The organism is Actinoallomurus sp. NPDC052274, from assembly GCF_040679475.1.
Classification (GTDB): domain Bacteria; phylum Actinomycetota; class Actinomycetes; order Streptosporangiales; family Streptosporangiaceae; genus Actinoallomurus; species Actinoallomurus liliacearum.
This window is the reverse complement of the sequence record NZ_JBFAUT010000013.1, coordinates 15,725-40,128: the sequence shown is the minus strand read 5'-3', so window position 1 is coordinate 40,128 and position 24,404 is coordinate 15,725. Positions and strand designations below refer to the sequence as shown.

Here is a 24,404-nt window from a genome sequence, read left to right as displayed (position 1 = left end):
GCGTCCGGGGGTCAGAGGCGGGCGACGCCGTCCTTGCGGGCCTGGTCGGCGACCGCCTGGGTGACGGCGGGCGCGACGCGTTCGTCGAACGGGCTGGGGATGACGTAGTCCTCGGACAGGTCGTCGCCGACCACGTCGGCCAGCGCGCCGGCCGCCGCGAGCTTCATCCCCTCCGTGATCGTGTGCGCGCGGACGTCGAGGGCCCCGCGGAACACCCCGGGGAACGCCAGCACGTTGTTGATCTGGTTGGGGAAGTCGCTCCGCCCGGTCGCGACCACCCGGGCGTGCCGCCGGGCGATCTCCGGGTGGATCTCCGGCTCCGGGTTGGAGAGCGCGAACACGATGGCGTCCTCGGCCATCACGTCGAGGCAGTCCTCCGGGATGGTCGCGCCGGACAGGCCGATGAAGACGTCCGCGCCGTGCAGGGCGTCCTCGGTCGAGCCCTGCAGCCCGGCGCGGTTGGTCTCGCGGGCGAGCGCCTGCTTGATCGGGTTCAGCCCCTCACGGCCCTCGTGGATCAGGCCCTTGCTGTCGGAGAGGGCGATGTCGCCGATCCCGGCGTTCAGCAGGATGCGGGACACGGCCACCCCGGACGCGCCGGCTCCGGCCACGACCGCGCGCATCTTCGCCAGCGGCTTCCCGGTGAGGCGCGAGGCGTTGCGCAGCGCGGCGAGCGCCACGATCGCGGTGCCGTGCTGGTCGTCGTGGAAGACCGGGATGTCGAGGGCCGCCCGCAGCCGGTCCTCGATCTCGAAGCAGCGCGGCGCGCTGATGTCCTCCAGGTTGATGCCGCCGAAGCTCGGTGCGAGCCGGGTGATCGTCTCGACGAGCTCGTCGGTGTCGGTGCAGTCGAGGCAGATGGGCACGGAGTCGACCCCGGCGAACTCCTTGAACAGCAGCGACTTGCCCTCCATCACCGGCATGGCCGCGGCCGGGCCGATGTCGCCGAGACCGAGCACGGCGGTGCCGTCGGTGATGACGGCCACGACCTTGGAGGTCCAGGTGTAGTCGTAGGAGAGCTCCGGGCGCTCGGCGATCGCGGAGCACACGCGCGCGACGCCGGGAGTGTAGGCGAGGGCGAGGTCGTCGTTGTCCCGGACCGGGACGGTCGAACGGACCTCGAGTTTGCCTCCGCGGTGCAACGCGAAGGCCGGATCAGCATCGTAATTGTGTGGTTCGACAGGCTCAACGGCCACAGCGACCCCTGCTACTAGTGGAAATACGGGCAGACGACCGCATTTGCCTCCGGGTCAATGGACAGCGCGGCCGTCTCTCGATGTGCGTACGGGGGTCACCCGTCGACCAATTGTCCCACACGCCGAGGCGGCCTCCAGTCAGGGGGGCGCAACGGGCGGGTCACGGCATCGCCCGTTATCCATTCGTGTCATTGTTGATCACCATCCGGGCGGGAGTAGGCCAAGATGTCGTCTGACTCCCCCGTACGTACCCACCTCCGCCCCGAGGAGGAGCACTGCGTCCCCGTCCCTTCGTCCGCCGCCTGATCGCGGCGGGCCTCACCGCACTCATGACGGCCCCCGCGCTCGCGGCCTGCGAGAACGCCGACCCGGCCAGCGCCCTCGGCCGCGTCAGGAAGGCGGACAAGATCGTCATCGCGACCGACGCCCTGTACCCGCCCAACGAGTTCAAGCAGGGCGAGCAGATCGTGGGCTTCGACATCGACCTGGGCACCGCCATCGCCCGGAAACTGGGCGTCAAAGTGGAGTTCCAGGACGTGAAATTCGAGTCGATCATGCCCGCGCTCAGCGAGGGCAAGTACGACATCAGCCTCTCGTCGTTCACTGACACCCGCGAAAGGGAGAGCCAGCTCGATTTCGTCACATACCTGTCCGCGGGCACGATGCTGCTGGTCCGGAAGGGCAATCCGAAACGGCTACAGCCGGACGGCCCGTCCCTGTGCGGCCGCCGGATCGCCGTGGAGCGGGGCACCACACAGGAAGACGAGCTCACCGCCCCCAGCCCGGCCAAGCCCAACGCCGGTTCGCGGCTGAGCGCGTGCCGGAACGCCGGCCGGCCGGTGCCCGTCCGTCTCTCGTTCGACGACCAGGCCGCCGCCAACACCGCCCTCGCCAAGGGGCACGCCGACGGGGTGCTCGCCGACGCGCCCTCGGCGGTCTACGGCGCGAAGCAGGCCGCCGACCGCTTCGAACTGTCGGGGCAGCCGTACGGCACCGCGCTGTACGGGATCGCCATCCCCAAGCACCACGACAACCTGCGGGACGCGGTCTTCAAGGCGATGAAGGACCTGATCAGCGACGGTACGTACCGGCAGCTCACCGACAAGTGGGGCATCTCCGCAGGAGCCGTCCGCGAGCCACGGATCAACGCCGGAGTCTGACGGCCCAGTACCAAGATCATCGGCTGTTGTGGGATTGTTTCACGGCAGTAATCGCACTTCGGACAGGGTTGCGCCAAGATGTCGGGCAACCACCGTGCAAACAACCGGGGCGTGACGCCCCGTAAGCCTGGAGGAGGACGCCGTGCACAGCGGTCTTCGCCGTCACGCCCTTGGGGCGGGCATCACAGTCCTGGCGGCGGCCCTCGCCATGTCCGCCTGTGGATCCAGCAAGACGGGAGGGAGCGCGCCGGCCGGCGGCAAGAACGTCGGCGACATCTTCTCTTCGATCAAGCAGGATCCCAAGCTCAACGCCATGCTGCCCGCCAACATCAAGAGCGCGGGCAAGTTCACGGTCGCGGCGGACCCGTCGTACGCGCCGAACGAGTTCTTCGACACCGACAACAAGACGATCATCGGTTTCGACGTCGACCTCGGTAAGGCACTCGGTAAGAAGCTCGGCGTCGAGTTCACGTTCCAGCAGGCGGGCTTCGACGCGATCATCCCCGGCATCACATCCGGGAAGTACAACCTCGGCATGTCGTCCTTCACGGACAACACGGAGCGCGAGAAGGTCGTCGACTTCGTGACCTACTACATCGCGGGCTCCTCCCTGATGGTCAAGAAGGGCAACCCGCAGGGGCTCAAGCCGGACGACCTGTCCCTGTGCGGCAAGAAGGTCGCCGTCGAGAAGGGCACCGTGCAGCTCGACGAGCTGTCCGCGACCATCGACGCCAAGAAGGGCCTGGGCGCCCGGACGAAGAAGTGCAAGGACGCCGGCAAGCCGGCGCCGATCGCGCAGCCGTACCCCGACCAGGCCGGCGCCAACCTCGCCCTGTCCACCGCGCGCGCCGACGCCGTGCTGGCGGACTCGCCGGTCATCGACTACGCGGCCAAGCAGTCCAACGGCCAGTTCGAGGTCTCCGGCGCCGCGTACGACACCGCCCCGTACGGCATCGCGGTCGGCAAGGACCTGGGCCAGAGCAAGGACGCCATCCTCGCGGCGCTGAAGGCGCTGCAGTCGGAGGGCACGTACAACAAGATCCTCGAGAAGTGGGGCATCCAGGACGGCGCCAACACCAACCCCGTGATCAACGGTGCCAAGGGCTGACAGCATGACCGTTTCCGACGAGACGGTGAGCGAGGGACGGCAGGAGGAGATCCGGGCCGTCCCCGTCCGCCACTACGGACGCTGGATCGCGGCTGTCCTGATCACTTACGTGGTGGTCTGGATGGCCTGGAGCGTCGCGCACAACGAGCGGCTCCAGTGGGACGTCATCCGGCAGTACCTCACGATCGACGCCGTCGTGCAGGGCGTCGGCGTGACGCTGGAACTGACCGTCATCGCGATGGTCATGGGCATCGTGGGCGGCGCGCTCCTCGCCGTGATGCGGCTGTCGCCGAACCCGCTGATCTCCGGCATCGCGTGGGTGTACGTCTGGTTCTTCCGCGGCACCCCGGTCCTGGTGCAGATCCTGGCCTGGGGCTTCATCAACGCCTTCATCCCGCAGTTCTCGATCGGCATCCCGTTCGGCCCGACGTTCGCGCACTTCAGCGCGAACTCGGTGATCACGCCGTTCATCGCGGGCTGCCTGGGCCTCGGCCTCAACGAGGCCGCGTACATGTCCGAGATCGTGCGGGCCGGCATCCTGTCGGTCGACCCGGGCCAGGACGAGGCCGCGACCGCGCTGGGGATGAGCCGGGGGCAGACGCTGCGGCGGATCGTCCTCCCGCAGGCGATGCGGGTGATCATCCCGCCGACCGGCAACGAGGTCATCTCGATGCTGAAGACGTCCTCGCTGGTCAGCGTCATCGCGGTCTCCGATCTGCTGTACTCCGTGCAGATCGTCTACGGCCGTACGTACCAGACCATCCCGTTGCTGCTCGTGGCGTCGCTCTGGTACCTCGCCATGACGTCCATCCTCAGCGTCGGCCAGTTCTACCTCGAGCGTCGCTTCGGCCGCGGCACGGCCCAGCGGCAGACCATGCTCGAACGGTTCCTGACCAAGCTGAAGGCGCAGCGCTCCACAGAGCAGGGGGCACAGTGAGCGAGGTCGACGCCGTTCCCACGCCGATGGTCAAGGCGGAGAAGGTCCACAAGCGGTTCGGCCGGCTGCACGTCCTGCAGGGCATCGACCTGGAGGTCCAGTCCGGCGAGGTGATGTGCGTGATCGGGCCGTCCGGCTCCGGGAAGTCGACCTTCCTGCGGTGCATCAACCACCTGGAGAAGATCGACGGCGGGCGGCTGTGGGTGGACGGCCACCTCGTGGGCTACCGCCAGCGCGGCGAGCGCCTGCACGAGATGCGCGAGAAGGAGATCGCCGCGCAGCGCCGGGACATCGGCATGGTGTTCCAGCGGTTCAATCTCTTCCCGCACATGACGGCGTTGGAGAACGTCATGGAGGCGCCGTGCCGGGTCCGGCGCGAGTCGAAGCGCGCGGTCCAGGAGCGGGCCGTGCAACTGCTCGAGCAGGTCGGCCTGGCCGAGAAGGTGAAGGCCTACCCGGGGCAGCTGTCCGGTGGCCAGCAGCAGCGGGTGGCCATCGCGCGGGCGCTGGCCATGCAGCCGAAGCTCATGTTGTTCGACGAGCCGACCAGCGCCCTCGACCCGGAGCTGGTCGGCGACGTCCTCGACGTGATGCGGCAGCTCGCGGAGGACGGCATGACCATGGTCGTGGTCACCCACGAGATGGGCTTCGCCCGCGAGGTGGGCGACTCGGTGGTCTTCATGGACGGCGGCGTCGTCGTGGAGGAGGGCGACCCCCGCGAGGTGCTGACCAACCCGCAGCACGCCCGGACCCAGGACTTCCTGTCGAAGGTCCTCTGAGTCAGGAATCGCTCCGCGTCCGCGCGCTCCGGCCTCGCCGGGGCGCGCGGAGCCGTATGGCGGGCCGGGGCCAGTAACGGGCGATGACGCGCCCGAGGATCAGATCGTCCGGTACGGCACCGAAGTCCCAGCTGTCCTGCCGGCCCGCGGCCCGCTGGTTGTCGCTCTCCAGCCACCATCCGTCGCGGTCGCGCCAGGCCACCCGCTTGACGATCAGCCGGGCCTCGCGGGGATGCCGTGCCACGACGATGTGCCCGGGAGCGAGGCGGGCGCCACGGCGTACGAGGAGCCAGTCGCCGGGCCGCAGCACCGGCAGCATCGACTCGCCCGTGACCTCGACCGTCTGCACGTGGGTTACCTCTCTGCGCGCGGGAAGGGTACCAGGAGTAGTGTCTGCCAACGGAGCATGATCCGAAACAACGGAAGGGACACGCAGGTGCTTGCACGACTTCTGCGCCCCAAGACCACAGTGTCGGCCCACTGCGACCTGCCCTGTGGCGTGTACGACCCGGCGCAGGCCCGCATCGAGGCCGAGTCGATCAAGGCGATCATCGAGAAGTACCAGTCCAACGACGACCCGGTGTTCCGCGCTCGGGCTCTGATCATCAAGGAGGAGCGGTCCCAGCTGGTCAAGCACCACCTGTGGGTGCTGTGGACCGACTACTTCAAGCCCCCGCACTTCGAGAAGTACCCGCAGCTGCACCAGCTGTTCAACGAGGCCACCAAGCTCGCGGGCGCCGGCGGCACCAAGGGCACTCTCGACGTGGCCAAGGCGGACGAGCTCCTGGCGAAGATCGACGAGATCGCCAAGATCTTCTGGGAGACCAAGAACGCCTGATCCGGGCCTCTTCTCGGCCAGGATCGGACAGTGGCGGGTCGGCCGTTCCCCTCGCGGGATCGGGCGATCCGCCACACGCCTTTTTCCACCGCCGGACCGCCGCGCGACGGGCGCGACAAGGCCCGGTCGGCGGCCGCGGCCGCGGGAAACGCCGTGCCCACGGGTCTCCGGCGACCGCCGGCCGTACGGACGACCCCGGCTTTCGCGGACACGCCGCCCGACCTCTACGATCATCACTTCGACGACCGAGCGCGGCGGATGCGCGCGCAGGTGCGTTGAAGCGGTAGTTTCGACATCAGCGGGTAGCCCCAACGAGGGAGTGACGTGACCGAGGAAACCGCGGCCAGGCCGGCGAGTGTGTCCGACGTGCGCGACGTCGTGACCGTGCGGCTGCCGGCCGACAGCGCCTACCTTTCCGTGCTCCGCACGGCCACGGCCGGGCTGGCGGCACGCCTCGACTTCAACCTCGACGAGATCGAGGATCTGCGGATCGCGATCGACGAGGCGTGCGCGATGCTCCTGGCCCAGGCGGTGCCGGGCACGGATCTGACCTGCGAGTTCGAGTTGACCGAGGACGCGATGAGCATCTCGGTCTCGGTCCTGACCGTCGACGGCCTGGAGCCCAGTCGCGACACGTTCGCCTGGACCGTCCTGAGCTCGCTCGCGGGTGACGTCGACGCCAAGGTCGGCGTCGACGACCGGGTGACCATCGTCATGAACAAGCGGCGCGGGAAGACGTCGTGAACGCCGCGATCCCTACGGCACTCGACCACCGCCCACGCGGCTGCGGGCCGCTGAGCGAGGTGGACGCGTGACCGAGAAGACCACGGTGGCCGGCAACGAGCACGGCGTGCCCGACCGCGCTCGAGCGCGTCGGCTGTTCGAGCGGCTCGCCACCCTGCCCGAAGGCGACCCGGAGCGCCAGCGCATCCGGGACGAGCTGGTGGAGCTGCATCTGCCGCTCGTCGAGTACCTCGCCCGCCGGTTCCGCAACCGCGGCGAGTGGCTCGACGATCTCGTCCAGGTCGCGACGATCGGGCTGATCAAGTCGATCGACCGGTTCGACCTGGAGCGTGGCGTGGAGTTCTCCACGTACGCCACGCCGACGATCGTCGGTGAGATCAAGCGGCACTTCCGCGACAAGGGCTGGGCGGTCCGCGTGCCGCGCCGGCTCCAGGAGCTGAAGCTGTCGCTGACCAAGGCGATCAGCGACCTCGCCCAGCGCGAGGGCCGGGCGCCGACCGTCAGCGAGCTGGCCGAGCACCTGCAGATGAGCGAGGAGGAGGTGCTGGAGGGTCTGGAGTCGGCGAACGCCTACTCCACCGTGTCCCTCGACGCGCCCGACTCCGGCGACGAGGACGCCCCGGCGGTCGCCGACTCCCTCGGCATCGTCGACGACGCCCTCGAAGGCGTCGAGTACCGCGAGTCGCTCAAGCCACTGCTGGAGAAGCTCCCGGCCCGGGAGAAGCGCATCCTGCTGCTGCGGTTCTTCGGCAACATGACGCAGTCGCAGATCGCCGCCGAGCTCGGCATCTCGCAGATGCACGTGTCCCGGCTGCTGGCCCGCACCCTGGCCCAGCTCCGCGACGGCCTGACCGCCGACGACTGAGGCCCGAGACACGAACCAACGAACGAACGCGCCCGCCGAGACGACAGCGTCTCGGCGGGCGCGGCGTTTGCGGGCTATTCGTCGATGAGGGCGCGGGTCGTCGGGGGGCTGAGGAGGGCGGCGGCGCCGACGACGGCGACCACGACGAGGACCACCCCGAGGACCTGTCGGTGGCTCTGGAACATCGACACGGCGATGATCAGCGTGAAGATCTGCGTGAGCAGGGCGGGGGCGCGTCCCCAGCGGCGTACCTGCCACAGTCCCCAGCCGACCGCGATGATGCCGGCGCCGCCGAGGACGGCCATGAAGGCGAGGGCGACCGCGCTCGCGAGGTCGTGGGGGCGGCCGATGACGGCCTCGATGCCGACGTACAGCCCGACGGCCAGCACGGCGACTCCTTCCAGGGCCTCGACGACGGCTGCGGCGCTCAGGGTGGCGGGACGTGTGGACACATCCAGGAACACTAGTCGGGCGCGACCCGCCGTGATGCCCAGCCCGCGCCTTCCGGTGGTCTGCGGTGAAGCTACCCTTTTTGCGTGCGCGCTCTCTTGATCGCCAATCCGAAGGCGACGACCACGTCACGGCGAGCCCGGGACGTGCTGATGCGCGCGTTCGCCGGCGAGGTACGGCTGGAGCTGGCCGAGACCCAACGGCGCGGGCACGCGATGGAGCTGGCCGAGCAGGCGGCCGGCGAGGGCTACGACGTGGTCATCGCGCTGGGCGGGGACGGCACCGTCAACGAGGCCGTCAACGGGCTGCTCGCCGCGGGTCCGTCGGCGGACCTGCCGGCGCTGGCGGTGGTCCCCGCCGGCAGCGCGAACGTCTTCGCCCGGTCCCTGGGGCTGCCGAACAACGCCCTCGACGCGGCCGGGCAGGTCCTGGAGGCTCTTCGGGCCGGGCGGCACCGCACGGTCGGCCTGGGCATGGCCGACAACCGTTACTTCACGTTCTGCGCGGGTCTGGGGCTGGACGCGGAGGTCGTCCACGCCGTCGAGCAGCTCCGGGCCGCCGGCTCCCGGGCGTACTCCACGCTGTACATCCGCGCGGCGCTGCGCCAGTTCTTCGTGCTGACGGACCGGCGCCGCCCGGCGCTCACCCTCGAGGTGCCCGGGAAGCCGCCGCTCGGTCACATCTTCCTGAGCATCGTGTCGAACACCTCGCCGTGGACGTACGCGGGCCCCTGGCCGGTCGACCCGAGCCCGCGGGCGGCGTTCGCGACGGGGCTGGATCTGTTCGGGCTGCGGCGGCTCGACGTGCTGTCGACCCTGAACGTGCTGTCGCAGATCCTGCCTCCGTTCCAGCGGCAGCCGCGCGGCGGCCACGTCCTCGGTCTGCACGACCTGACGGAGTTCACGCTGCGGTCGCATCGCCCGATCGCGTTCCAGGTCGACGGGGACTACCTGGGACAACGCGAGGCGGTGACCTTCCGGTCCGTTCCCAAGGCGGTGCGCGTCGTGATCTGAGTCACGAAGTGACGTTCATGTTTCGGTCATGTGACACACGCGACAGCCATACTTTGCGAAAAGTTTCTCAAAGCTCTTGCGCCCTCTCTGACGCCCTGGGAATCTCTAAGTGGCGCGCGGCATCGGGTATCACCCCTGGTCGAGACCGCCATGAACACTTCCCGGACCTTACCCACGGTCCTTGGACTGTTCGCGACATCGTGAAACCGTTCACAAGTGGAGTCGACACTTCACGCGCTACGAAGGAGTGGACCGCATGGACTGGCGCCACCGCGCTGCCTGCCGTGACGAGGACCCCGAGCTGTTCTTCCCGATCGGGAACACCGGCCCCGCGCTGGTACAGATCGAAGAGGCCAAGCAGGTATGCCGCCGCTGCCCGGTGACCGACGCCTGCTTGAACTGGGCACTGACCTCCGGCCAGGACGCCGGGGTCTGGGGCGCCATGAGCGAAGACGAGCGCCGCGCCCTGAAGCGCCGCAACGCCCGTGCCCGCGCTCGCGCCCACGCCTGAAAGACGACGACGCCGCATCGTGGCTCGCAGATCGGCCCACGACATCCGCCGGCTCCGACGCCCGTGACCCCAGGTCACGGGCGTCCACGTTTTCCGGGCGCGAATCGGCTCAGGCGGGCGGAGCGGTCCGCGGCCCCTGGTCCAGCGGGATGTCCAGGGCGACCTCCGTGCCCCCATTCTCGCGCGGCCGCAGGTCGATGACCCCGCCCAGCTCCCCCACGATCAGGGTGCGGACGATCTGCAGGCCCAGACTCGCCGCCGACTCGACGTCGAAGTCTTCGGGCAGCCCGCTCCCGTTGTCGGCGACCAGGACCTTCAACCGCTCCTCGCCGCGCGTCACCACCACCTCCAGCGACCCGGGGCGGTTCGCCAGGCCGTGCTCGAGGGCGTTCTGCAGCAGTTCGGCGAGCACCATGGCGAGCGGCGTGGCGATCACCGCGGGCAGCACGCCGAAACCGCCGATCCGCTTCGGGCGCACCCGGGTCTCCGGCGCCGAGACCTCTCCGGCCATGGCCATCACCCGGTCGGCGATGTCGTCGAAGTCGACCAGTTCCTCCGGCGTGTGCGAGAGCGTCTCGTGGACGATCGCAATCGAGCCGACCCGGCGTACCGCCTCCTCCAGGGCCGCCCGCCCCTCCGGCACCCGCAGCCGACGGGCCTGCAGGCGCAGGAGCGCCGCGACGGTCTGCAGGTTGTTCTTCACCCGATGGTGGATCTCCCGGATCGTGGCGTCCTTGCTCATCAGCGCCCGGTCGCGCCAGCGCAGCTCGGTGACGTCCCGCAACAGCACCAGGGCGCCCGTACGATCTCCCTCGACGATCAGCGGGATTGCCCGGAGCTGCACGATCGCTCCGTTCGTCTCGATCTCGGTCTCGCTCGGGGCGCGTCCGCCGGCGGCCACCGCCAGCGAGTCGTCCACCGCGGTGTTCATCAGCCGGGCGGTGGTCTCCCCCAGCAGCGTGCCGACCAGGTCGGTGGCGAGCCCCAGCCTGCGGTACGCCGACTGCGCGTTCGGGCTGGCGTAGAGCACCCGCCCGTCCCGGTCCACCCGGATCAGGCCGTCGCCGACCCGCGGCGAACGGGCGAGGTTCGGCTCCACCTCCCGGAACGGGAACCGCCCCTCATCGATCATCTTCGCCAGGTCGCTGGCGCTCTGCAGGTACGTCAGCTCCAGGTGGCTGGGCGTACGCGCCGAGCTGAGGTTCGTGCTCCGCTGGATGATGCCGAGGATCCGGCCGTCCCGGCGTACGGGGATGGCCTCCTCACGCACCGGGATGCCGCTCCCCCACTCCGGGTCGCCCTCCCGGCAGATGCGCTCCTCCCCCCAGGCAACATCGATCAGGCCGCGCCCGCCCGGCTCGACGACCAGGCCGACGAGGTCGTCCGTGTACGCGGTCGGGCCGGTCGTCGGCCGGATCTGGGCGATGGCCACCCAGCCTCCGAGGTCGCCGGGACTGCCGCCCCTGCGCGCGCGGCGCCTGGTCAGCGGGACCCAGAGCACCAGGTCCGCGAACGAAAGATCGGCCAGCAGCTGCCAGTCCGACACCAGCGCGTGGATCCATTCGAGGTCCGCCGCGTCCAGATCGGTGTGCTGCCTGGTGAGGTCGGTCAAGGTGGGCACGTCTGCATAATCGCAGGCGGGGCTGGAATGATTTCCGGGTGGACCCACTTGAGCGGCTGACGACCGCGACCCGCGACCGTACGGCTGCCGGCCTGCGCCGCACGCTCCGCCCGCGCCCGCCCGGCCCGTCGCTCCTCGACCTGGCCTCCAACGACTATCTCGGGCTGTCCCGTGACGCCCGGCTCGCCGAGGGGGCGATCGAGGCCGTACGGAAGTGGGGGGCCGGCTCGACCGGGTCCCGCCTCGTCACCGGGACGACGGAACTGCACGCCGAGCTGGAGGACCGCCTGGCCGAGTTCACCGGCATGCCGTCCGCCCTCGTCTTCTCCTCGGGCTACCTGGCCAACCTGGGGGTCCTCACCGCGCTGCGGCCCCGGCTGATCGTCTCCGACCGGGGCAACCACGCGTCACTGATCGACGGTTGCCGGCTGTCCCGGGCGACGGTCACCGTCACCCCGCACGGAGACGTCGCGGCCGTGGACGCCGCCCTGGCCGGCGCGCAAGACGCGATCGTCGTGACCGACGCGGTCTTCTCGGTGGACGGCGACCTCGCCCCGCTCCGTGAGCTGCACCGGGTCGTCCGAGGCCACGGCGCCGTCCTGGTGATCGACGAGGCGCACGCGCTCGGCGTGGTCGGACCGGGCGGGCGGGGCGCGGCGTACGCCGCCGGGATCGCCGGTGAGCCCGACGTCGTCCTCACCGCCACCCTGTCCAAGGCACTCGGCACGCAGGGCGGCGCGGTCCTCGGCGCCCCGGAGGTGATCGAGACGCTGGTCGACACGGCCCGTTCGTTCGTCTTCGACACCGGGCTGGCACCGGCGTGCGCCGGCGCGGCCCTCGCCGCGCTCGACGTGCTGGCCGCCGAGCCGGACCTGCCGGAGCGCGCCCGTGCCCACGCCGTCCGGCTCGCCGGTGCGGCCCGCGAACTCGGGCTCGCGACGACCGAACCGGCCGCGGCCGTCGTCCCGGTGATCATCGGCGACCCGCATGAGGCCGTCCGCGCCGCGGACCTGTGCGCGGATCACGGGGTCCGGGTCGGCTGCTTCCGGCCACCGTCCGTACCCGTGGGACGCGCCTGTCTGCGGCTCACCGCCCGCGCCGACCTGGGCGAGGCGGATCTCACAGCGGTCACGAAGGCACTGGCTACTGTCAAGAAGCGGACCAGACCGTACCCTGCTCCTAACGCCGGAGGGACGCGGCGGTGAACATGAGGAGAGCGCGTGACGGCTGAGCAGGCACCTGAACTCGGGGCCGAGCCACGGATCCCGAAGTACTACCGGCTGAAGAAACGCCTCATCGAGCTGACCGAGGCGCTCACGCCGGGCAGCCCGCTGCCGCCGGAACGCACGCTCGCGGAGAAGTACGGCACCTCCCGCACGACCGTCCGGCAGGCCCTCGCCGAGCTGGTGATCGAGGGACGCCTGCAGCGGATCCAGGGCAAGGGCACGTTCGTCGCCAAACCGAAGGTCGCCCAGGAACTCCAGCTGGTCAGCTACACCGAGGACATGCGGCACCACGGCCTCAACCCCGAGACCCGCATCCTCGACATCGACTACGTCACCGCCGACGAGCGGGTCGCCGGCCTGCTCGGCATCCGCCCCGGCGGCCGCGCCCTCCGCATCCACCGGCTCCGCCTCGCCGACGGCGAGCCGATGTCGATCGACACGTCCCTGCTGCCCGCCCGCCGCTTCCCCGGCCTCCGCAAGGAGCTGCCGCGCCACGGCTCGCTGTACGAAACCCTCGCGACCGCGTACGACGTGCACCTCGCCGAGGCGGAGGAGACGATCGAGACCGTGCTGGCCACCCCCGACGACGCCCAGCTCCTCGGCGTCGACGTCGGCCTGCCGCTCCTCCTGCTCTCCCGGCACGCCTTCGACGTCGACGGCCACCCCGTCGAGTGGGCCCAGTCCTTCTACCGCGGCGACCGCTACAAGTTCATCACCCGCCTCCGCCGCCAGGGCCAAACCCCCTGACCCGTTCCTGCCCGAACAGCGGGGCCGAAGAATGTACGGTTCTGCATACGGACAGTGAGCAGTATCCCTACGATGACCGGAGCTGATCGTGAGGGAGGAGTCACGCATCGTGAGCGCGGTGGCCCATTACTACACGCTCCCGGACACCCCGTACGACCTGTGGGTCCGCGGCGAGCTGGCCGACTTCCTCCACCTCCCTGACGACGGCACGAGGGTCGAGGTCATCGGGGGGGAAATCGTCGTGTCACCGGGTCCGACGGTCGGCCATAACGGCATGGTGCAGGACATCGCCGACAGCATGGTCGAAGCGCGGATCGCGGATCCGGCCTTTCCGTGGCGCTGCGTTCAGGTGACCGATCTCAACCTCAGCGACATCCACGACGGCTATGTCCCGGATCTCATCATCCTGGACGTCGGCGTGCACGACGACGCCCGCAAGGCCGATGCCCGGCATCTTCTGCCCGGCCAGGTGAGCCTGGTCGTCGAGGTCACCTCGCGCTCCAACGCCGGCTGCGACCGCCGGCCGGGGCCGCGACGCGGCGCCGCCACCAAATGGAGCGGCTACGCCCAGGCGGGAATCCCGAACTACCTCTTGGTCGACCGGGATCCGCGCGCCGCACAGGCCCTGTTCTTCTCCAACCCCGATCGGAGCAGCGGCACGTACCAGCACCTGCGCTCATGGGAGTTCGGGGAGACGATCAGCCTGCCGGATCCGTTCGGCTTCACGGTCGAAACCGACAAGTGGGAACCCTGGGACGACTGACCCGCCAGAGAACGTCTGTGCCGAGGATCGGTGTCGCCAGGGGGACGGAAATCCTCGGCGTTGAGACGGTCGTCGGCCTCCGCTACTCGTTACCCTCGCTCAGGTGAGTGTGCTCGTGGTCAGCGGGACGGATACCGAGGTCGGCAAGACGGTCGTCACGGCGGCCCTCGCGGCGTTGGCGCGGGCCCGGGGGGCGTCGGTCGCGGTGGTCAAGCCGGCGCAGACCGGGGTACGGCCCGACCAGGCCGGGGATCTGGACGAGGTCCGGCGGCTCGCGGGCGTCGGCGACCTGCACGAGTTCGCGCGCTACACCGACGCGCTCTCCCCGGCCGCGGCCGCCCGGCAGGCCGAGCTGCCGCCGCCCGACCTGGTCGCCGCCGCCGAGCGGATCCGCGCGCTCGACCGGGACCTGGTGATCGTCGAGGGGGCCGGTGGGCTGCTGGTGCGCTACGACGAGGACGGCGCCACGCTGGCCGACCTGGCGCACTCCCTGCGGGCGCCCGTTCTGGTCGCCGTGCGGCCGGGGCTGGGCACGCTGAACCACACGGCGCTGACGCTGGAGGCGATGGCGAACCACGGGCTCGAGCTGGCCGGGGTCGTCATCGGGGCCTGGCCGCGCCGGCCCGGCCTGGACGACCTGTGCAACGTCCGGGACCTGGAGACGATCGCCGCCCGCCCGCTGTCCGGGGCGCTGCCCGAGCGGTCCGGGCGGCTGTCCGGGCCGGAGTTCCTGCTCGCCGCCCGGGCCGGCCTGGCCCCGCATCTCGGCGGTGTGTTCGATGCGGCGGCCTTCCGCGCGGACTGCGCCGCCCGCGCCCGTGGCTGGGATCTCATACCTTGACCCCTCGCGTACGACCCGCTCCCCCCGACCTGTCAGGGAACCGCGCGGCCTCGGGACACGTCTGAGTTCCGGGGACGCGCCACGCATTGAGGAGCGATCACCTATGAAGGCCATGGTCGTGGTGGCCGCCGCGCTGCTGGCGGCGGGCTGTGCCGGACGTTCGGAGGCCAAGCTCGATCCCACGCCGGCGCCGTCGGCGTCCGTGTCGACGGGCACCGGGCTGGTGCTGCGGACGAGCACGAGCGGCGGCATCGCCGGGCTGGGCGGTCCGGGGAGCCTGCCGGACTTCTCGTTGTACGGCGACGGGCGTGCCATCGCCGGCTCGTCCGGCACGCTGACCGAGTACCGGCTGACGCCGCAGGCGGTGCGGCGCATCGTGTCGGCGGCTCAGGACGCCGGGCTCGCGACGCCGCGGACGGTGGAGAGCCCGAACACGGCCGACGCCATGTACGCGGTCGTCACCTTCGTCGCCGACGGGCGCCCGCGTACGACCCGGTTCGTCGAGCCGGTGAGCGACACGAAGGCGGCGGCGGTGCTCGGCATGCTCAATCCGTCGACCTGGGCGCGCGGCGATCTGGCCGCCGCGCCGCGTCCGTACCGCCCGGCCAAGGTCGCGGCGCTGGCGCTCCCCGGGTCCGCGACCGGGGCGCCACGGTGGCCGTACGCCACGCCGCTCGGCTCCGGGACGCGGGTGGGCACCCGAACCTGCACCGTCCTCACCGGCGCGGCCGCCCGCAAGGCGCCGATCGGCCGGTGGCGCGACTGGGCGGATCACGGCCGGTCCTACCGGGTGCTGCTCCGGCCGCTGTTGCCCGACGAGGCGGACTGCTCGGCGCTCGGGTGACGCCCCACACATGATCAAGCGGCCGGCCCTTCCCGAAGTCGGGAGGCCGGCCGCTGCCGGATCATCCGCCGATTACGGCCAGCCGATGTCCCCGAACGTACCGAACATCTGCACTTCGGGCGTACCGCCGAGCGCCTTCACATCACTCCGTCCCGGGTCAGTCAGGCGATCCGGAAGCAGGACTCATCGACCTGTTCCGAGCCCGTCATCGGGGCGCACGGCTGCGGCACCGGGAGGTTCAGCCACCCTCCCCGCTGGACCCTCTGCGGTCCGGCGAGGTCGACGTCGCGCTCCTGTGGCTGCCGGTCCGCGAACCCGACCTGACCGTCGGCCCGGTGACACACACCTCTCCTGTGCTGCTGATGGTCGCCGCCGACCATCCCTACGCCCACCGCGACGCGATCGACCTGGAAGACCTCGGCGACTGCACCCTGGTGACGGGCCACTCCATCCCCGCCTACATGGAGGAGACCCTCGCCCCCCACCACACTCCTGCCGGACGCCCGATCCGTCGCGGCCCCGGGGTCACGACGTGGCAGGAGGTGATCAGCGCGGTCTGCTCCGGTGAGGCCGCCGCAGGAGTCGCCGCCGAAGCCGCCCGCTTCTACCCCTGGCCGAACCTCGTCTTCGTCCCCATCCGCGACGCCACGCCCTGTCAATGGGCTCTCGTGTGGCGTACCGCCGACAAGAGCCCGCTGATCCGCGCCTTCGCCCAAGCCGCCGCAGAGCTGGGTGAGACGAGCCGGCCGCTCTGACGGACCGTTCCGCCATCGCGTGACCGGTCAGGGGGTCGCCCCCGGCTTGACGCTCGGAGACCCGCCCGCCTTCGCCTCCTTGCTCTTCCGCAGGTCCGACGGGTCGACGGACCGTGGCGACTCGGGAACCGTCTTCTTCCGCGTCGGCACGCGCGGCGGCACGTACGGGCGTGCGGCGGGTGGTGAGGTCGGCGGGGTGGGGCTCGGTGTGGGCGTCGCGAAACGGCGGGTCGTGCCGACCCAGGCGGGCGGCGGGAAGTCCTCGACGGGCCGGTCGGCGACGGCGGTGGTCATGACGGCGTTCCAGATGGCGGCCGGCAGGTCGGCCGCCTCCCGCAGGGGCGCGTCGCCGCGGTTGATCAGCGGCCGGTTGCTGGCGCGGTAGGTGCCGACGGCGGTGGCCACGCTCGGGGTGTAGCCGCAGTACCAGGCGGCGGCGTTGGCGTCCGTGGTGCCGATCGCGCCGGCCGTCGGGCGGTCGAGCACGGGCCGCGTGCCGACCGCCTTCGTGTCGAGCACGGGCCGCGCGCCGGCCGCCTTCGTGTCGAGCATGCGCCGCGCAGCGTCCGCCTTCGCGCCGAGGCCGAGGGCGAAGGTGACGTCCGCCGCGACGCCCGGGGACAGCGCCCGCCGCACGCGGGGCCGTACGGTCAGCAGCGTCTTCCCGGACGAGTCGGTGACACGGGCGATGATGTGCGGTTCGGCGTACCGGCCGTCGGCCAGGGCCGCGTACGCCGCGGCCTGGTCGATGGCGTGGATCCGCGGCGGCGCGGGCCGGGTCGGGAGACCGACGCGGCCGGCGGCGGAGGCACCCGTCTTGAGCAGGAGCCGCGCGAACACGGTGTTGTAGGAGTTGGCGGCGGCCGTGAGCAGGTTCGGCGCGTCGGCCTTCGCGTCGTCGTCGTTGCGGACGTCCTTCAGGGGCGAGCCGTCCACCACGCTGCGCAGGCCGACGCCGTCCTGCAGCGCGGTGGCCAGGATGAACGGGTGGAAGGAGGAGCCTGCGGGCAGGTCGGCGAGGAAGGCGTTGTCGTACTGGTGCTTGAGGTAGTCCCGTCCGCCGTACGTCGCGAGGATCTCGCCGGTGCCCGGCCGGACCGAGGCGAGGCCGGTCTCGATGTCCTTGTCCCCGCCGACCGCGTCGGCCACCGCGCGCGGCGCCTCGTCCTGCGTCGCGCGGTCGAGGGTGGTGGTCACCCGCAGGCCGCGCCGGTAGATCGCGTCGTCGTCGAACCCCCGCCGGCGCAGTTCGCTCGTGATCCGCTCGATGAGGTAGCCGCGCTGCCCGCCGTACAGCGGGTCGGTGTGCGCGGGCGCGACCCGCGGGAACGCCGGCCGCGGTCCCTTCGGGAGCACGCCGGTGCTCATCATCCCGTCGATGACGTACCGCCAGCGCGCCTGCGTCTGCGCGGTGTGCCCGAGCGCGGGGTCGAGGTACGACGGCGCCTGGATCACCCCGGCGAGCAGCGCGCTCTCGGCCGGTGTGAGCGCGCCGACGTCCTTGCGGAAGTACGCCTGCGCGGCCGCCTGCACCCCGTACGCCCCGCGCCCGAAGTAGACGGTGTTGAGGTACTGCTCGAGGACCCAGTCCTTGGACCGGGACCGGTTCAGCTTCACCGCGATGAACAGCTCCTTGACCTTGCGGGTGAGCGTCTGGCGGGGGTCCAGGTAGGCGACCTTCACGTACTGCTGGGCGATGCCGGAGCCGCCCTGGCGCGCTCCGCCGGACACCGCGGCCCACACGGCCCGGGTCAGTCCGGTGGGCGAGACGACGGGCTCGTGGTAGTAGCCGCGGTCCTCCGCGGCGAGGACCGCGCCGCGCAGGTGGGCCGGGACGGCCCGCAGCGGTACGGCGACGCGGTTCAGCCGCCCGACCTGGGCGATCGGGGTCCCGTCCCGGTAGTACAGGATGCTCGCCTGCGCCCGCGCGGCGGCGCTGACCGGCGGCACCTTGACCTGCGTGTAGACCACCCACAGGCAGATCCCGACGAGCACGACGAGACCGCCGAGCGCGTACCCGGCCCGCCGGACCAGCCGCAGCCTGCGGCCCTTGCGCGGTACGAGGCCCCCGAGGCCCCGTACCGCGATCCCGGCCCATCGTCTCCGCTCGCGTCTGCGCCGTCCCGCCATGTCGATCAACCCTGGTCGAGAAGCGTCATCAAGCTGTCGGGGTGCGGTCCCGCTTTCCGGACAATGTCCGGATCCCGTGACAGAGTCCCGCCCGCCGGACCGGCCACTCGATAATGGGCCGATGGTCGCGATCTTGCTCGTGGAGGACGATCCGTCGGTCCGTACGGGTCTGGAGCTGGCCCTGACCCGTCAGGGACACTCGGTCACCGCACGGACGACCGGTGAGGAGGGGCTCGAATACGCGCGGGCGCGCCGCCCGGAGATCGTGATACTCGACGTCATGCTGCCCGGACTGGACGGCGTGGAGGTCTGCCGTCGCCTCCGCAGGACCGACGAGATCCCGATCATCCTGTTGACCGCGCGCGGCGAGAGCCTGGACGTGGTCGTCGGGCTGGAGGCGGGCGCCGACGACTACGTGGTCAAGCCCGTCGAGCCCGCCGTCCTGGACGCGCGGATCCGCGCCGTCCTGCGGCGCGCGGAGAAGACTCCGATGAGTCGTTCGAGCTTCGGCGACCTGGTCATCGACCGCGCGGCGCTGCGCGTCACGAAGGCCGGGGCGGACGTGCACCTCACCCCGACCGAGCTGCGGCTGCTGCTGGAGCTGACCCGTCACCCCGGACAGGCGCTGACCCGCGGCCACCTGCTCCGGGAGGTGTGGGACCACGGCTACGCCGGCGACTCGCGCCTCGTGGACGCCTGCGTGCAACGGCTGCGCGCCAAGATCGAGACCAACGCGGCCGCGCCGACGCTGATCCAGACGGTGCGGGGGTTCGGCTACCGGTTCACGGCCCCGTGATCAGCGGACTGCGCGGGCGCCTGTTCCTCGCGTTCGTCACCGCCTGCCTCGCCTCCACCGCGCTCGTCGCCGGCATCGGGTACGTCTTCGTCCGCCGGGCCATCCTGCAGCGGGCGCAGGACGCCGTCCTCATCGACACCCGCGAGACGCTGGCGCACAACGTGCCCGGGGACCTGACCGCCCCGGTGCCGGAGCGGACGCTGAGCGACGTGGCCTCCGGGCTGGTCCGGCCGGACCGGTACGTGGTCGTGACCGACGGCACCACGTCGGTCGCCACCGGCGAGTTCGGTCTGCGCGACGTGCCCGCCGGTCTGTCCGCCCACGCCACCGATGGGCTGTACTTCCAGCGGGTCGTCATCCACGGGACGCCCTGGCTGGTCGCCGCCACGCGCGTGCGGGGCCGCGACGGTGCACCGCTGCCGCTCACCGTCTTCGTGTTCGCGTCCCTGGCCAAGGAGAGCGCCGACCTGCACGGCATCCAGAGCGCCCTGACGCGCGCGGGCGCGCTGACGGTCATCCTGGCCGTGGTCCTCGCCGCGCTGCTCGGGCGCAGCGTGCTACGGCCGCTGCGCCGCCTCGCCCGGGCCGCCCGCTCGCTCGGCAAGGGTCATCTCGCCGCCCGCGTCGACGTGCGCGGCCGGGACGAACTGGCCGACGTCGCGCGGATCTTCAACGAGAGCGCCGCCTCTCTGCAGTACACCGTCGGAGAGCTGCGCCGTCTGGAGGCGACCGCCCGGCGGTTCGCCGCCGACGTCTCACATGAGCTGCGCACCCCCATCGCCGCCATGACCGCCGTCACCGACATGCTCGAGGAGGACGCCGCCCGGCTCCCCGCGGACACCGGAACGGCGGCCCGGCTGGTCGCCGAGCAGACCCGGCGCCTCGGCGCCCTGGTGGAGGATCTCCTGGAGATCAGCAGGATGGACGCCGGTACCGCCGACCTGACCCTGGACGACGTGCCGCTCGCCGCCCTCGTCCGCGAGTGCGTGACCACCCGTGGCTGGGCCGACCGGGTCGTCATCGAGATACCGCCCGGTCTGCGCGTACGGCTCGACCCCCGGCGGTTCGACGTCATCATCGCCAACCTGGTGGCCAACGCGCTCCGGCACGGCGCCCCGCCCGTGCGCGTCACCGCACGGCCCGGACTGGAGGTACGGGTGATCGACAGCGGTCCCGGCATCCCGGATGACGTGCTGCCGTACGTGTTCGACCGCTTCTTCAAGGCGGACCCGGCGCGTCCGGCGGGGAAGGGCACCGGGCTCGGCCTGTCGATCGCCCAGGCGAACGCCGCCCTGCACGGCGGGCGCATCGAGGCCGGCAACGCGCCGGGCGGCGGCGCGGTCTTCACCGTACGGATCCCGGCATGACGCGGGCCGTGCGCGCGGCGTCCGCGGCGGCGGCGGTCTGCGTGCTGGCGGGATGCGGGGTACGCCCGACCGGCGTCGTGAGCGCCGGGGAGGCGCCGACCGCGACCGCCACCTCGCTGCCCAAGGCGCAGGTCTTCTTCCTCCTCGGCGGCACGCCGGAGCCCGTGGAACGGGCGGTGCCGCCGTGGGACACCCAGGCGGTGTTCGACGCCCTCCTGGCCGGCCCGACCGCGCAGGAACGCGAACGCGGCCTGCGCACGGAGCTGACGCCGGACGTGACGGTCCGCGCGATCGGCACACGGACGGTCTTCGTCGAGTCCCGGCGCCAGCAGATGTCCCACCAGGAGATCGCCGGATACCTGCAGATCTCCTGCACGGCACGCCTCCTGCCCGGCGCGCCGCTCGTGAAGGCGCCGGACCGCCTCGACCAGAGCGTCCTCGCCAAGGTGTACCAGGCGGATGGGTGCCTGACGGGCGGCGACCCGGCCGGGGCCCGGCCCGACGGCCCGGCCGGGGTGCCGTCCCCGACCCCGAGCGGTTCCCCGTACACCGGCGGGATCGGGTCCTCGCCCACCGACGATCCGACCACCCCCGTCGGCCAGAAGAGGCCGCCCTGGCCCCGGAACGGCGCTCCCTCGGTCGTGAAGCCGACGGGCTGAGCGCCGGGACGTTACCCGTTCGTTATCGGGACGCCGCAGGCCGAGATCTGATCGTGACCGGATGGCAGCACAGTGGCGGGAGCGAAACTTTGTTCCGAAGGGGCCCGACATGCCGAACAAAGCCGCCCAACCGACCCGTCCCCTCGTACGGGTCGTGATCGCCACCCTCCTGATCGCGCCGTTCGTCATCTACCTCGCCGTCCCGAGCTACGCGCGGATCAAGCCCCGCCTCGGCGGCTTCCCCTTCTTCTACTGGTGGCAGCTGGCCTGGGTGATCCTCACGGCGGCCTTCATCGGCATCGCGTACGCCCTCACCCGCCGCGGCGGCGGCGCGCCCTCCCCCGACCAGGCCGACGAGAAGGGCGAGTGAGGTCCCATGGACAACGTCAACGGCGTCGAACTCACGGTCTTCGTCTTCTTCATCGCCCTGGTCACCGTGGTCGGCTTCGCCGCCGCCCGCTGGCGGCGCGGCCAGACCCTCCTGCACCTGGACGAGTGGGGCCTCGGCGGGCGGAGCTTCGGGACGTTCGTCACCTGGTTCCTGCTCGGCGGTGACCTCTACACGGCCTACACGTTCATCGCGGTGCCCGCCGCGGTGTTCGCCAGCGGCGCGATGGGCTTCTGGTCCCTGCCGTACGCCGCGATCGCCTACCCCATCGTCTTCCTGATCGGCCCTCGCCTGTGGTCGGTCTCCCACGTGCACGGCTACGTCACGCCCGCCGACTTCGTCCGCGGCCGTTTCGGATCCAAGAGCCTGGGCCTGGCCGTCGCCCTGACCGGGATCCTGGCGATGATGCCCTACATCGCGCTGCAGCTCGTCGGCATCCAGGCCGTCCTCACGGTCATGGGGGTCAAGGGCTCCGGCCTGGCCCGGGACCTGCCGCTGTTCATCGCCTTCGCGCTCCTGGCCGCCTACACCTACACGTCCGGCCTGCGCGCCCCGGCGCTGATCGCCTTCGTCAAGGACGCGCTGATCTACCTCGTGATCATCGTGGCGATCATCTACATCCCGACGAAGCTCGGCGGCTGGGGTCACATCTTCGACAGCGCCCAGGCGTCCCTCACCAAGGTCAACCCGGCGACCCACAAACCCGGCGGATCGATCGTCACCAGCGACCTGAACCACTGGGCGTACGGCACGCTGGCCCTCGGCTCCTCCCTGGCGCTGTTCATCTACCCGCACACGGTCACGGGGGCGCTCGCCGCCGGCCGCCGCAACGTGATCCGCCGGAACGCCGCGCTGCTCCCGGCGTACTCCCTGCTGCTCGGGCTCCTCGCCCTCCTCGGCTACATGGCGCTGGCCAGGCCCGACGTGGCCGCCGCCGTCAAGGCCGCGAAGAACCCGCAGCTGGCCGTGCCGACGTTGTTCGACCACGTCTTCCCCAGCTGGTTCGCCGGGGTCGCGTTCGCCGCGATCGGCGTCGGCGCGCTCGTCCCGGCGGCGATCATGTCGATCGCCGCGTCGAACCTGTTCACCCGCAACGTCTACAAGACCTTCTTCCGGCCGGAGGCGTCCCCCGCGGAGGAGACGCGGGTGTCGCAGTTCGTGTCCCTGCTGGTGAAGGTCGGAGCGCTCATCTTCGTCCTGGCCTTCGACAAGTCCCTGGCGATCAACCTGCAGCTGCTGGGCGGCATCTGGATCGTGCAGACCTTCCCGTCGCTGGCCCTCGGGCTGTTCACCCGGTGGTTCCACCGCTGGGCGCTGCTGGCGGGCTGGGCGGTCGCCATGGTGTACGGGACCGTCACGGCCTACCGGCAGCCGTCGCCGACGCAGAAGCACTTCGGCCAGCCGATCGCCGACATCCCCCTCATCCACCACACCGGGTACATCGCGCTGACCGCGTTCGTCCTCAACATGCTGGTCGTGGTGGCGCTCACCGTCCTGCTCAGAGCGGTGAAGGTCGCCGACGGCGTCGACGAGACCAGTCCGTCCGACTTCCTCGCGGACGCCGAGGACCCGCGCGTCCGTGACCTCCCCGAACTGACGACCGGCTGAACGCCTGCGGCGGTCTCCCCGAGACCACCGCAGGCCATGGGGTACATGGTCGCTTTTGCGGTGTTCTAAGCTTCCCTCGTGAGCCAGGAAACGCCTCCGGTGCTGGGCTCACCGGGGGAACCGCCCGCAGCCGAAAAGCCGGCCGGCGTGGAGATCCGCGTCGCTCGTCCCGACGAGCTGCGCGCGATCGGCGAGCTCACCGCGGCGGTGTACGTCGCCGCCGGATACATCAGCCCGAACGGCAGCTACGTCCCGCACCTGCGCGACGCCGCCGCCCGCGCCCGCGAGGCCGAACTCGTCGTCGCCGTACGGGACCGCGAGCCGATCGGGACCGTCACCTACTGCCCGCACGAGAGCGCGTGGGCCCAGCTGGCCGGACCGGACGAGGCGGAGTTCCGCATGCTCGCGGTCAGCCCGATGGCCCGCGGCCTGGGCCTGGGCGAGGCCCTGGTCCGGTACTGCGTCGGCCGGGCCCGCGAGGACGGCTGCACGACCCTGCGCCTGTCGACCGAGCCCGTCATGCACGCCGCGCACCGGATCTACCGCCGCCTCGGCTTCGTCCGCACCCCCGACCGCGACTGGACCCCCGCCCCCGGCGTCGACCTCCTCACCTACGCCCTGGCCCTCTGAGCTGGGCCGTCACCCGGCGCGGCCACCCGCGCCCCGGCGACCGCCGGCCGATGAGCGCTTTTCGGACGGCGCGCGGGCGTTCCGGTGGGGACGCTCGCCGTTGAGGGGCGGACCGAAGTCTCGGTGAAGGCGGGTGGCGGAGGGGGCGAACTCGGCGAAGCCGCGATCGGGAGCGGCGGTTCGCCGAGTGTTCTGCTCGGCCGGCGGGCTACTCGATGACGGCGATCAGGTCGCCTTCCTGGATGACGTCGCCCTCGGCGACCTTCAGGGTCGTGATCGTGCCGGAATCCTCGGCGAGCACCGGGATCTCCATCTTCATCGACTCCAGGATGACGAGGGTGTCGCCGTCCTCGACCTGGTCACCCTCACTGACGAGCACCTTCCAGACGTTCGCCACCATTTCCGCGCGGACCTCAGCCACTGCGGCT

At 71.2% G+C, this 24,404-nt stretch carries 27 protein-coding genes; 21 read left to right on the top strand and 6 right to left on the bottom strand.

The annotated features are described in order from the left end of the window. Positions 1 to 11 precede the first annotated feature (11 nt). Entirely contained in the window at positions 12 to 1,196 is a 1,185-nt protein-coding gene (locus tag AB0K82_RS14025) for an NADP-dependent malic enzyme (RefSeq protein WP_364396442.1), read from the bottom strand. 329 nt (positions 1,197 to 1,525) lie between these two features. Between AB0K82_RS14025 and AB0K82_RS14020 the strand changes: the two genes are divergently transcribed. The 4 genes from AB0K82_RS14020 to AB0K82_RS14005 all read left to right on the top strand — a co-directional run bounded on the left by AB0K82_RS14020 (position 1,526) and on the right by AB0K82_RS14005 (position 5,180). Continuing rightward, on the top strand, positions 1,526 to 2,356 hold the full coding sequence (locus tag AB0K82_RS14020) for an ABC transporter substrate-binding protein (RefSeq protein ID WP_364396439.1): 831 nt from the start codon (positions 1,526 to 1,528) through the stop codon (positions 2,354 to 2,356). 142 nt (positions 2,357 to 2,498) lie between these two features. Continuing rightward, a complete protein-coding gene (locus tag AB0K82_RS14015) occupies positions 2,499 to 3,464 on the top strand; it encodes an ABC transporter substrate-binding protein (RefSeq protein WP_364396436.1) in 966 nt (321 codons plus the stop codon). A 4-nt stretch (positions 3,465 to 3,468) separates the two neighbouring features. Next, on the top strand, positions 3,469 to 4,401 hold the full coding sequence (locus tag AB0K82_RS14010) for an amino acid ABC transporter permease (protein ID WP_364396433.1): 933 nt from the start codon (positions 3,469 to 3,471) through the stop codon (positions 4,399 to 4,401). Between the two features lie 26 nt (positions 4,402 to 4,427). Continuing rightward, the gene (locus AB0K82_RS14005) at positions 4,428 to 5,180 is read left to right on the top strand and encodes an amino acid ABC transporter ATP-binding protein (protein ID WP_364396747.1); all 753 of its coding nucleotides are present in this window, start codon (positions 4,428 to 4,430) and stop codon (positions 5,178 to 5,180) included. Position 5,181: 1 nt separating this feature from the next. Here AB0K82_RS14005 and sodX read toward each other — a convergent pair whose 3' ends face one another. Next, positions 5,182 to 5,661 carry a nickel-type superoxide dismutase maturation protease gene (gene sodX, locus AB0K82_RS14000; protein WP_364396430.1) on the bottom strand — a complete coding sequence of 160 codons (480 nt, stop codon included), beginning with the start codon at positions 5,659 to 5,661 and terminating at the stop codon, positions 5,182 to 5,184. Between sodX and sodN the strand changes: the two genes are divergently transcribed. From sodN to AB0K82_RS13985, 3 genes are all read left to right on the top strand, one after another. Continuing rightward, on the top strand, positions 5,617 to 6,018 hold the full coding sequence (gene sodN, locus AB0K82_RS13995) for a superoxide dismutase, Ni (protein WP_345356731.1): 402 nt from the start codon (positions 5,617 to 5,619) through the stop codon (positions 6,016 to 6,018). The two genes, sodX and sodN, sit on opposite strands and share 45 nt — an antisense overlap. A 324-nt stretch (positions 6,019 to 6,342) precedes the next feature. After that, positions 6,343 to 6,762, top strand: a complete 420-nt coding sequence (locus AB0K82_RS13990) for an anti-sigma factor (RefSeq protein ID WP_364396429.1) — start codon at positions 6,343 to 6,345, stop codon at positions 6,760 to 6,762. 106 nt (positions 6,763 to 6,868) lie between these two features. Beyond that, positions 6,869 to 7,627, top strand: a complete 759-nt coding sequence (locus AB0K82_RS13985) for an RNA polymerase sigma factor SigF (RefSeq protein ID WP_364396744.1) — start codon at positions 6,869 to 6,871, stop codon at positions 7,625 to 7,627. Positions 7,628 to 7,701: 74 nt separating this feature from the next. Here AB0K82_RS13985 and AB0K82_RS13980 read toward each other — a convergent pair whose 3' ends face one another. Further along, positions 7,702 to 8,079: a hypothetical protein gene (locus AB0K82_RS13980; RefSeq protein WP_364396426.1), complete on the bottom strand. Its 378-nt coding sequence runs from the start codon at positions 8,077 to 8,079 to the stop codon at positions 7,702 to 7,704. An 84-nt stretch (positions 8,080 to 8,163) separates the two neighbouring features. Between AB0K82_RS13980 and AB0K82_RS13975 the strand changes: the two genes are divergently transcribed. Both AB0K82_RS13975 and AB0K82_RS13970 read left to right on the top strand, forming a co-directional pair. Then, positions 8,164 to 9,090: a diacylglycerol kinase family protein gene (locus tag AB0K82_RS13975; RefSeq protein WP_364396423.1), complete on the top strand. Its 927-nt coding sequence runs from the start codon at positions 8,164 to 8,166 to the stop codon at positions 9,088 to 9,090. A gap of 256 nt (positions 9,091 to 9,346) precedes the next feature. Further along, positions 9,347 to 9,601: a WhiB family transcriptional regulator gene (locus AB0K82_RS13970; RefSeq protein WP_252809415.1), complete on the top strand. Its 255-nt coding sequence runs from the start codon at positions 9,347 to 9,349 to the stop codon at positions 9,599 to 9,601. 109 nt (positions 9,602 to 9,710) lie between these two features. Here AB0K82_RS13970 and AB0K82_RS13965 read toward each other — a convergent pair whose 3' ends face one another. Further along, on the bottom strand, positions 9,711 to 11,222 hold the full coding sequence (locus tag AB0K82_RS13965; protein ID WP_364396420.1) for a histidine kinase N-terminal domain-containing protein: 1,512 nt from the start codon (positions 11,220 to 11,222) through the stop codon (positions 9,711 to 9,713). Positions 11,223 to 11,260: 38 nt separating this feature from the next. Here AB0K82_RS13965 and AB0K82_RS13960 point away from each other — a divergent pair, with 38 nt between their 5' ends. From AB0K82_RS13960 to AB0K82_RS13935, 6 genes are all read left to right on the top strand, one after another. Then, positions 11,261 to 12,427 carry an 8-amino-7-oxononanoate synthase gene (locus tag AB0K82_RS13960; protein WP_364396417.1) on the top strand — a complete coding sequence of 389 codons (1,167 nt, stop codon included), beginning with the start codon at positions 11,261 to 11,263 and terminating at the stop codon, positions 12,425 to 12,427. Between the two features lie 15 nt (positions 12,428 to 12,442). Next, positions 12,443 to 13,195: a GntR family transcriptional regulator gene (locus tag AB0K82_RS13955; protein WP_364396414.1), complete on the top strand. Its 753-nt coding sequence runs from the start codon at positions 12,443 to 12,445 to the stop codon at positions 13,193 to 13,195. Positions 13,196 to 13,304: 109 nt separating this feature from the next. After that, positions 13,305 to 13,958 carry a Uma2 family endonuclease gene (locus AB0K82_RS13950; RefSeq protein WP_364396411.1) on the top strand — a complete coding sequence of 218 codons (654 nt, stop codon included), beginning with the start codon at positions 13,305 to 13,307 and terminating at the stop codon, positions 13,956 to 13,958. Between the two features lie 103 nt (positions 13,959 to 14,061). Next, positions 14,062 to 14,799: a dethiobiotin synthase gene (gene bioD / locus AB0K82_RS13945; RefSeq protein WP_364396408.1), complete on the top strand. Its 738-nt coding sequence runs from the start codon at positions 14,062 to 14,064 to the stop codon at positions 14,797 to 14,799. A 103-nt stretch (positions 14,800 to 14,902) separates the two neighbouring features. Further along, complete coding sequence (locus AB0K82_RS13940; protein WP_364396405.1) at positions 14,903 to 15,643, top strand: hypothetical protein; 741 nt, start codon at positions 14,903 to 14,905, stop codon at positions 15,641 to 15,643. 53 nt (positions 15,644 to 15,696) lie between these two features. Further along, positions 15,697 to 16,398, top strand: coding sequence for a LysR substrate-binding domain-containing protein (locus AB0K82_RS13935; protein ID WP_364396741.1), 702 nt, complete (start codon positions 15,697 to 15,699; stop codon positions 16,396 to 16,398). A 27-nt stretch (positions 16,399 to 16,425) separates the two neighbouring features. Here the strand turns inward: AB0K82_RS13935 and AB0K82_RS13930 are convergent, their stop codons facing one another. Further along, a complete protein-coding gene (locus AB0K82_RS13930) occupies positions 16,426 to 18,528 on the bottom strand; it encodes a transglycosylase domain-containing protein (RefSeq protein WP_364396402.1) in 2,103 nt (700 codons plus the stop codon). A 121-nt stretch (positions 18,529 to 18,649) separates the two neighbouring features. Here AB0K82_RS13930 and AB0K82_RS13925 point away from each other — a divergent pair, with 121 nt between their 5' ends. The 6 genes from AB0K82_RS13925 to AB0K82_RS13900 all read left to right on the top strand — a co-directional run bounded on the left by AB0K82_RS13925 (position 18,650) and on the right by AB0K82_RS13900 (position 23,976). Continuing rightward, positions 18,650 to 19,324, top strand: coding sequence for a response regulator transcription factor (locus AB0K82_RS13925; RefSeq protein ID WP_364396399.1), 675 nt, complete (start codon positions 18,650 to 18,652; stop codon positions 19,322 to 19,324). Then, complete coding sequence (locus AB0K82_RS13920; protein WP_364396396.1) at positions 19,321 to 20,691, top strand: HAMP domain-containing sensor histidine kinase; 1,371 nt, start codon at positions 19,321 to 19,323, stop codon at positions 20,689 to 20,691. The genes AB0K82_RS13925 and AB0K82_RS13920 overlap by 4 nt, the downstream gene beginning before the upstream one ends. Further along, entirely contained in the window at positions 20,688 to 21,350 is a 663-nt protein-coding gene (locus tag AB0K82_RS13915) for a hypothetical protein (protein ID WP_364396394.1), read from the top strand. Before AB0K82_RS13920 ends, AB0K82_RS13915 begins: the two co-directional genes overlap by 4 nt. A gap of 109 nt (positions 21,351 to 21,459) precedes the next feature. After that, on the top strand, positions 21,460 to 21,720 hold the full coding sequence (locus AB0K82_RS13910; protein ID WP_364396392.1) for a DUF3311 domain-containing protein: 261 nt from the start codon (positions 21,460 to 21,462) through the stop codon (positions 21,718 to 21,720). A gap of 6 nt (positions 21,721 to 21,726) precedes the next feature. After that, positions 21,727 to 23,346, top strand: a complete 1,620-nt coding sequence (gene mctP, locus AB0K82_RS13905) for a monocarboxylate uptake permease MctP (protein WP_364396389.1) — start codon at positions 21,727 to 21,729, stop codon at positions 23,344 to 23,346. Between the two features lie 78 nt (positions 23,347 to 23,424). Then, a complete protein-coding gene (locus AB0K82_RS13900; RefSeq protein ID WP_364396386.1) occupies positions 23,425 to 23,976 on the top strand; it encodes a GNAT family N-acetyltransferase in 552 nt (183 codons plus the stop codon). Between the two features lie 208 nt (positions 23,977 to 24,184). Here AB0K82_RS13900 and AB0K82_RS13895 read toward each other — a convergent pair whose 3' ends face one another. Continuing rightward, positions 24,185 to 24,397 (bottom strand): biotin/lipoyl-binding carrier protein, encoded by a 213-nt coding sequence (locus AB0K82_RS13895; protein WP_345356671.1) that lies wholly within the window; start codon positions 24,395 to 24,397, stop codon positions 24,185 to 24,187. Between the last annotated feature and the right edge of the window lie 7 nt (positions 24,398 to 24,404).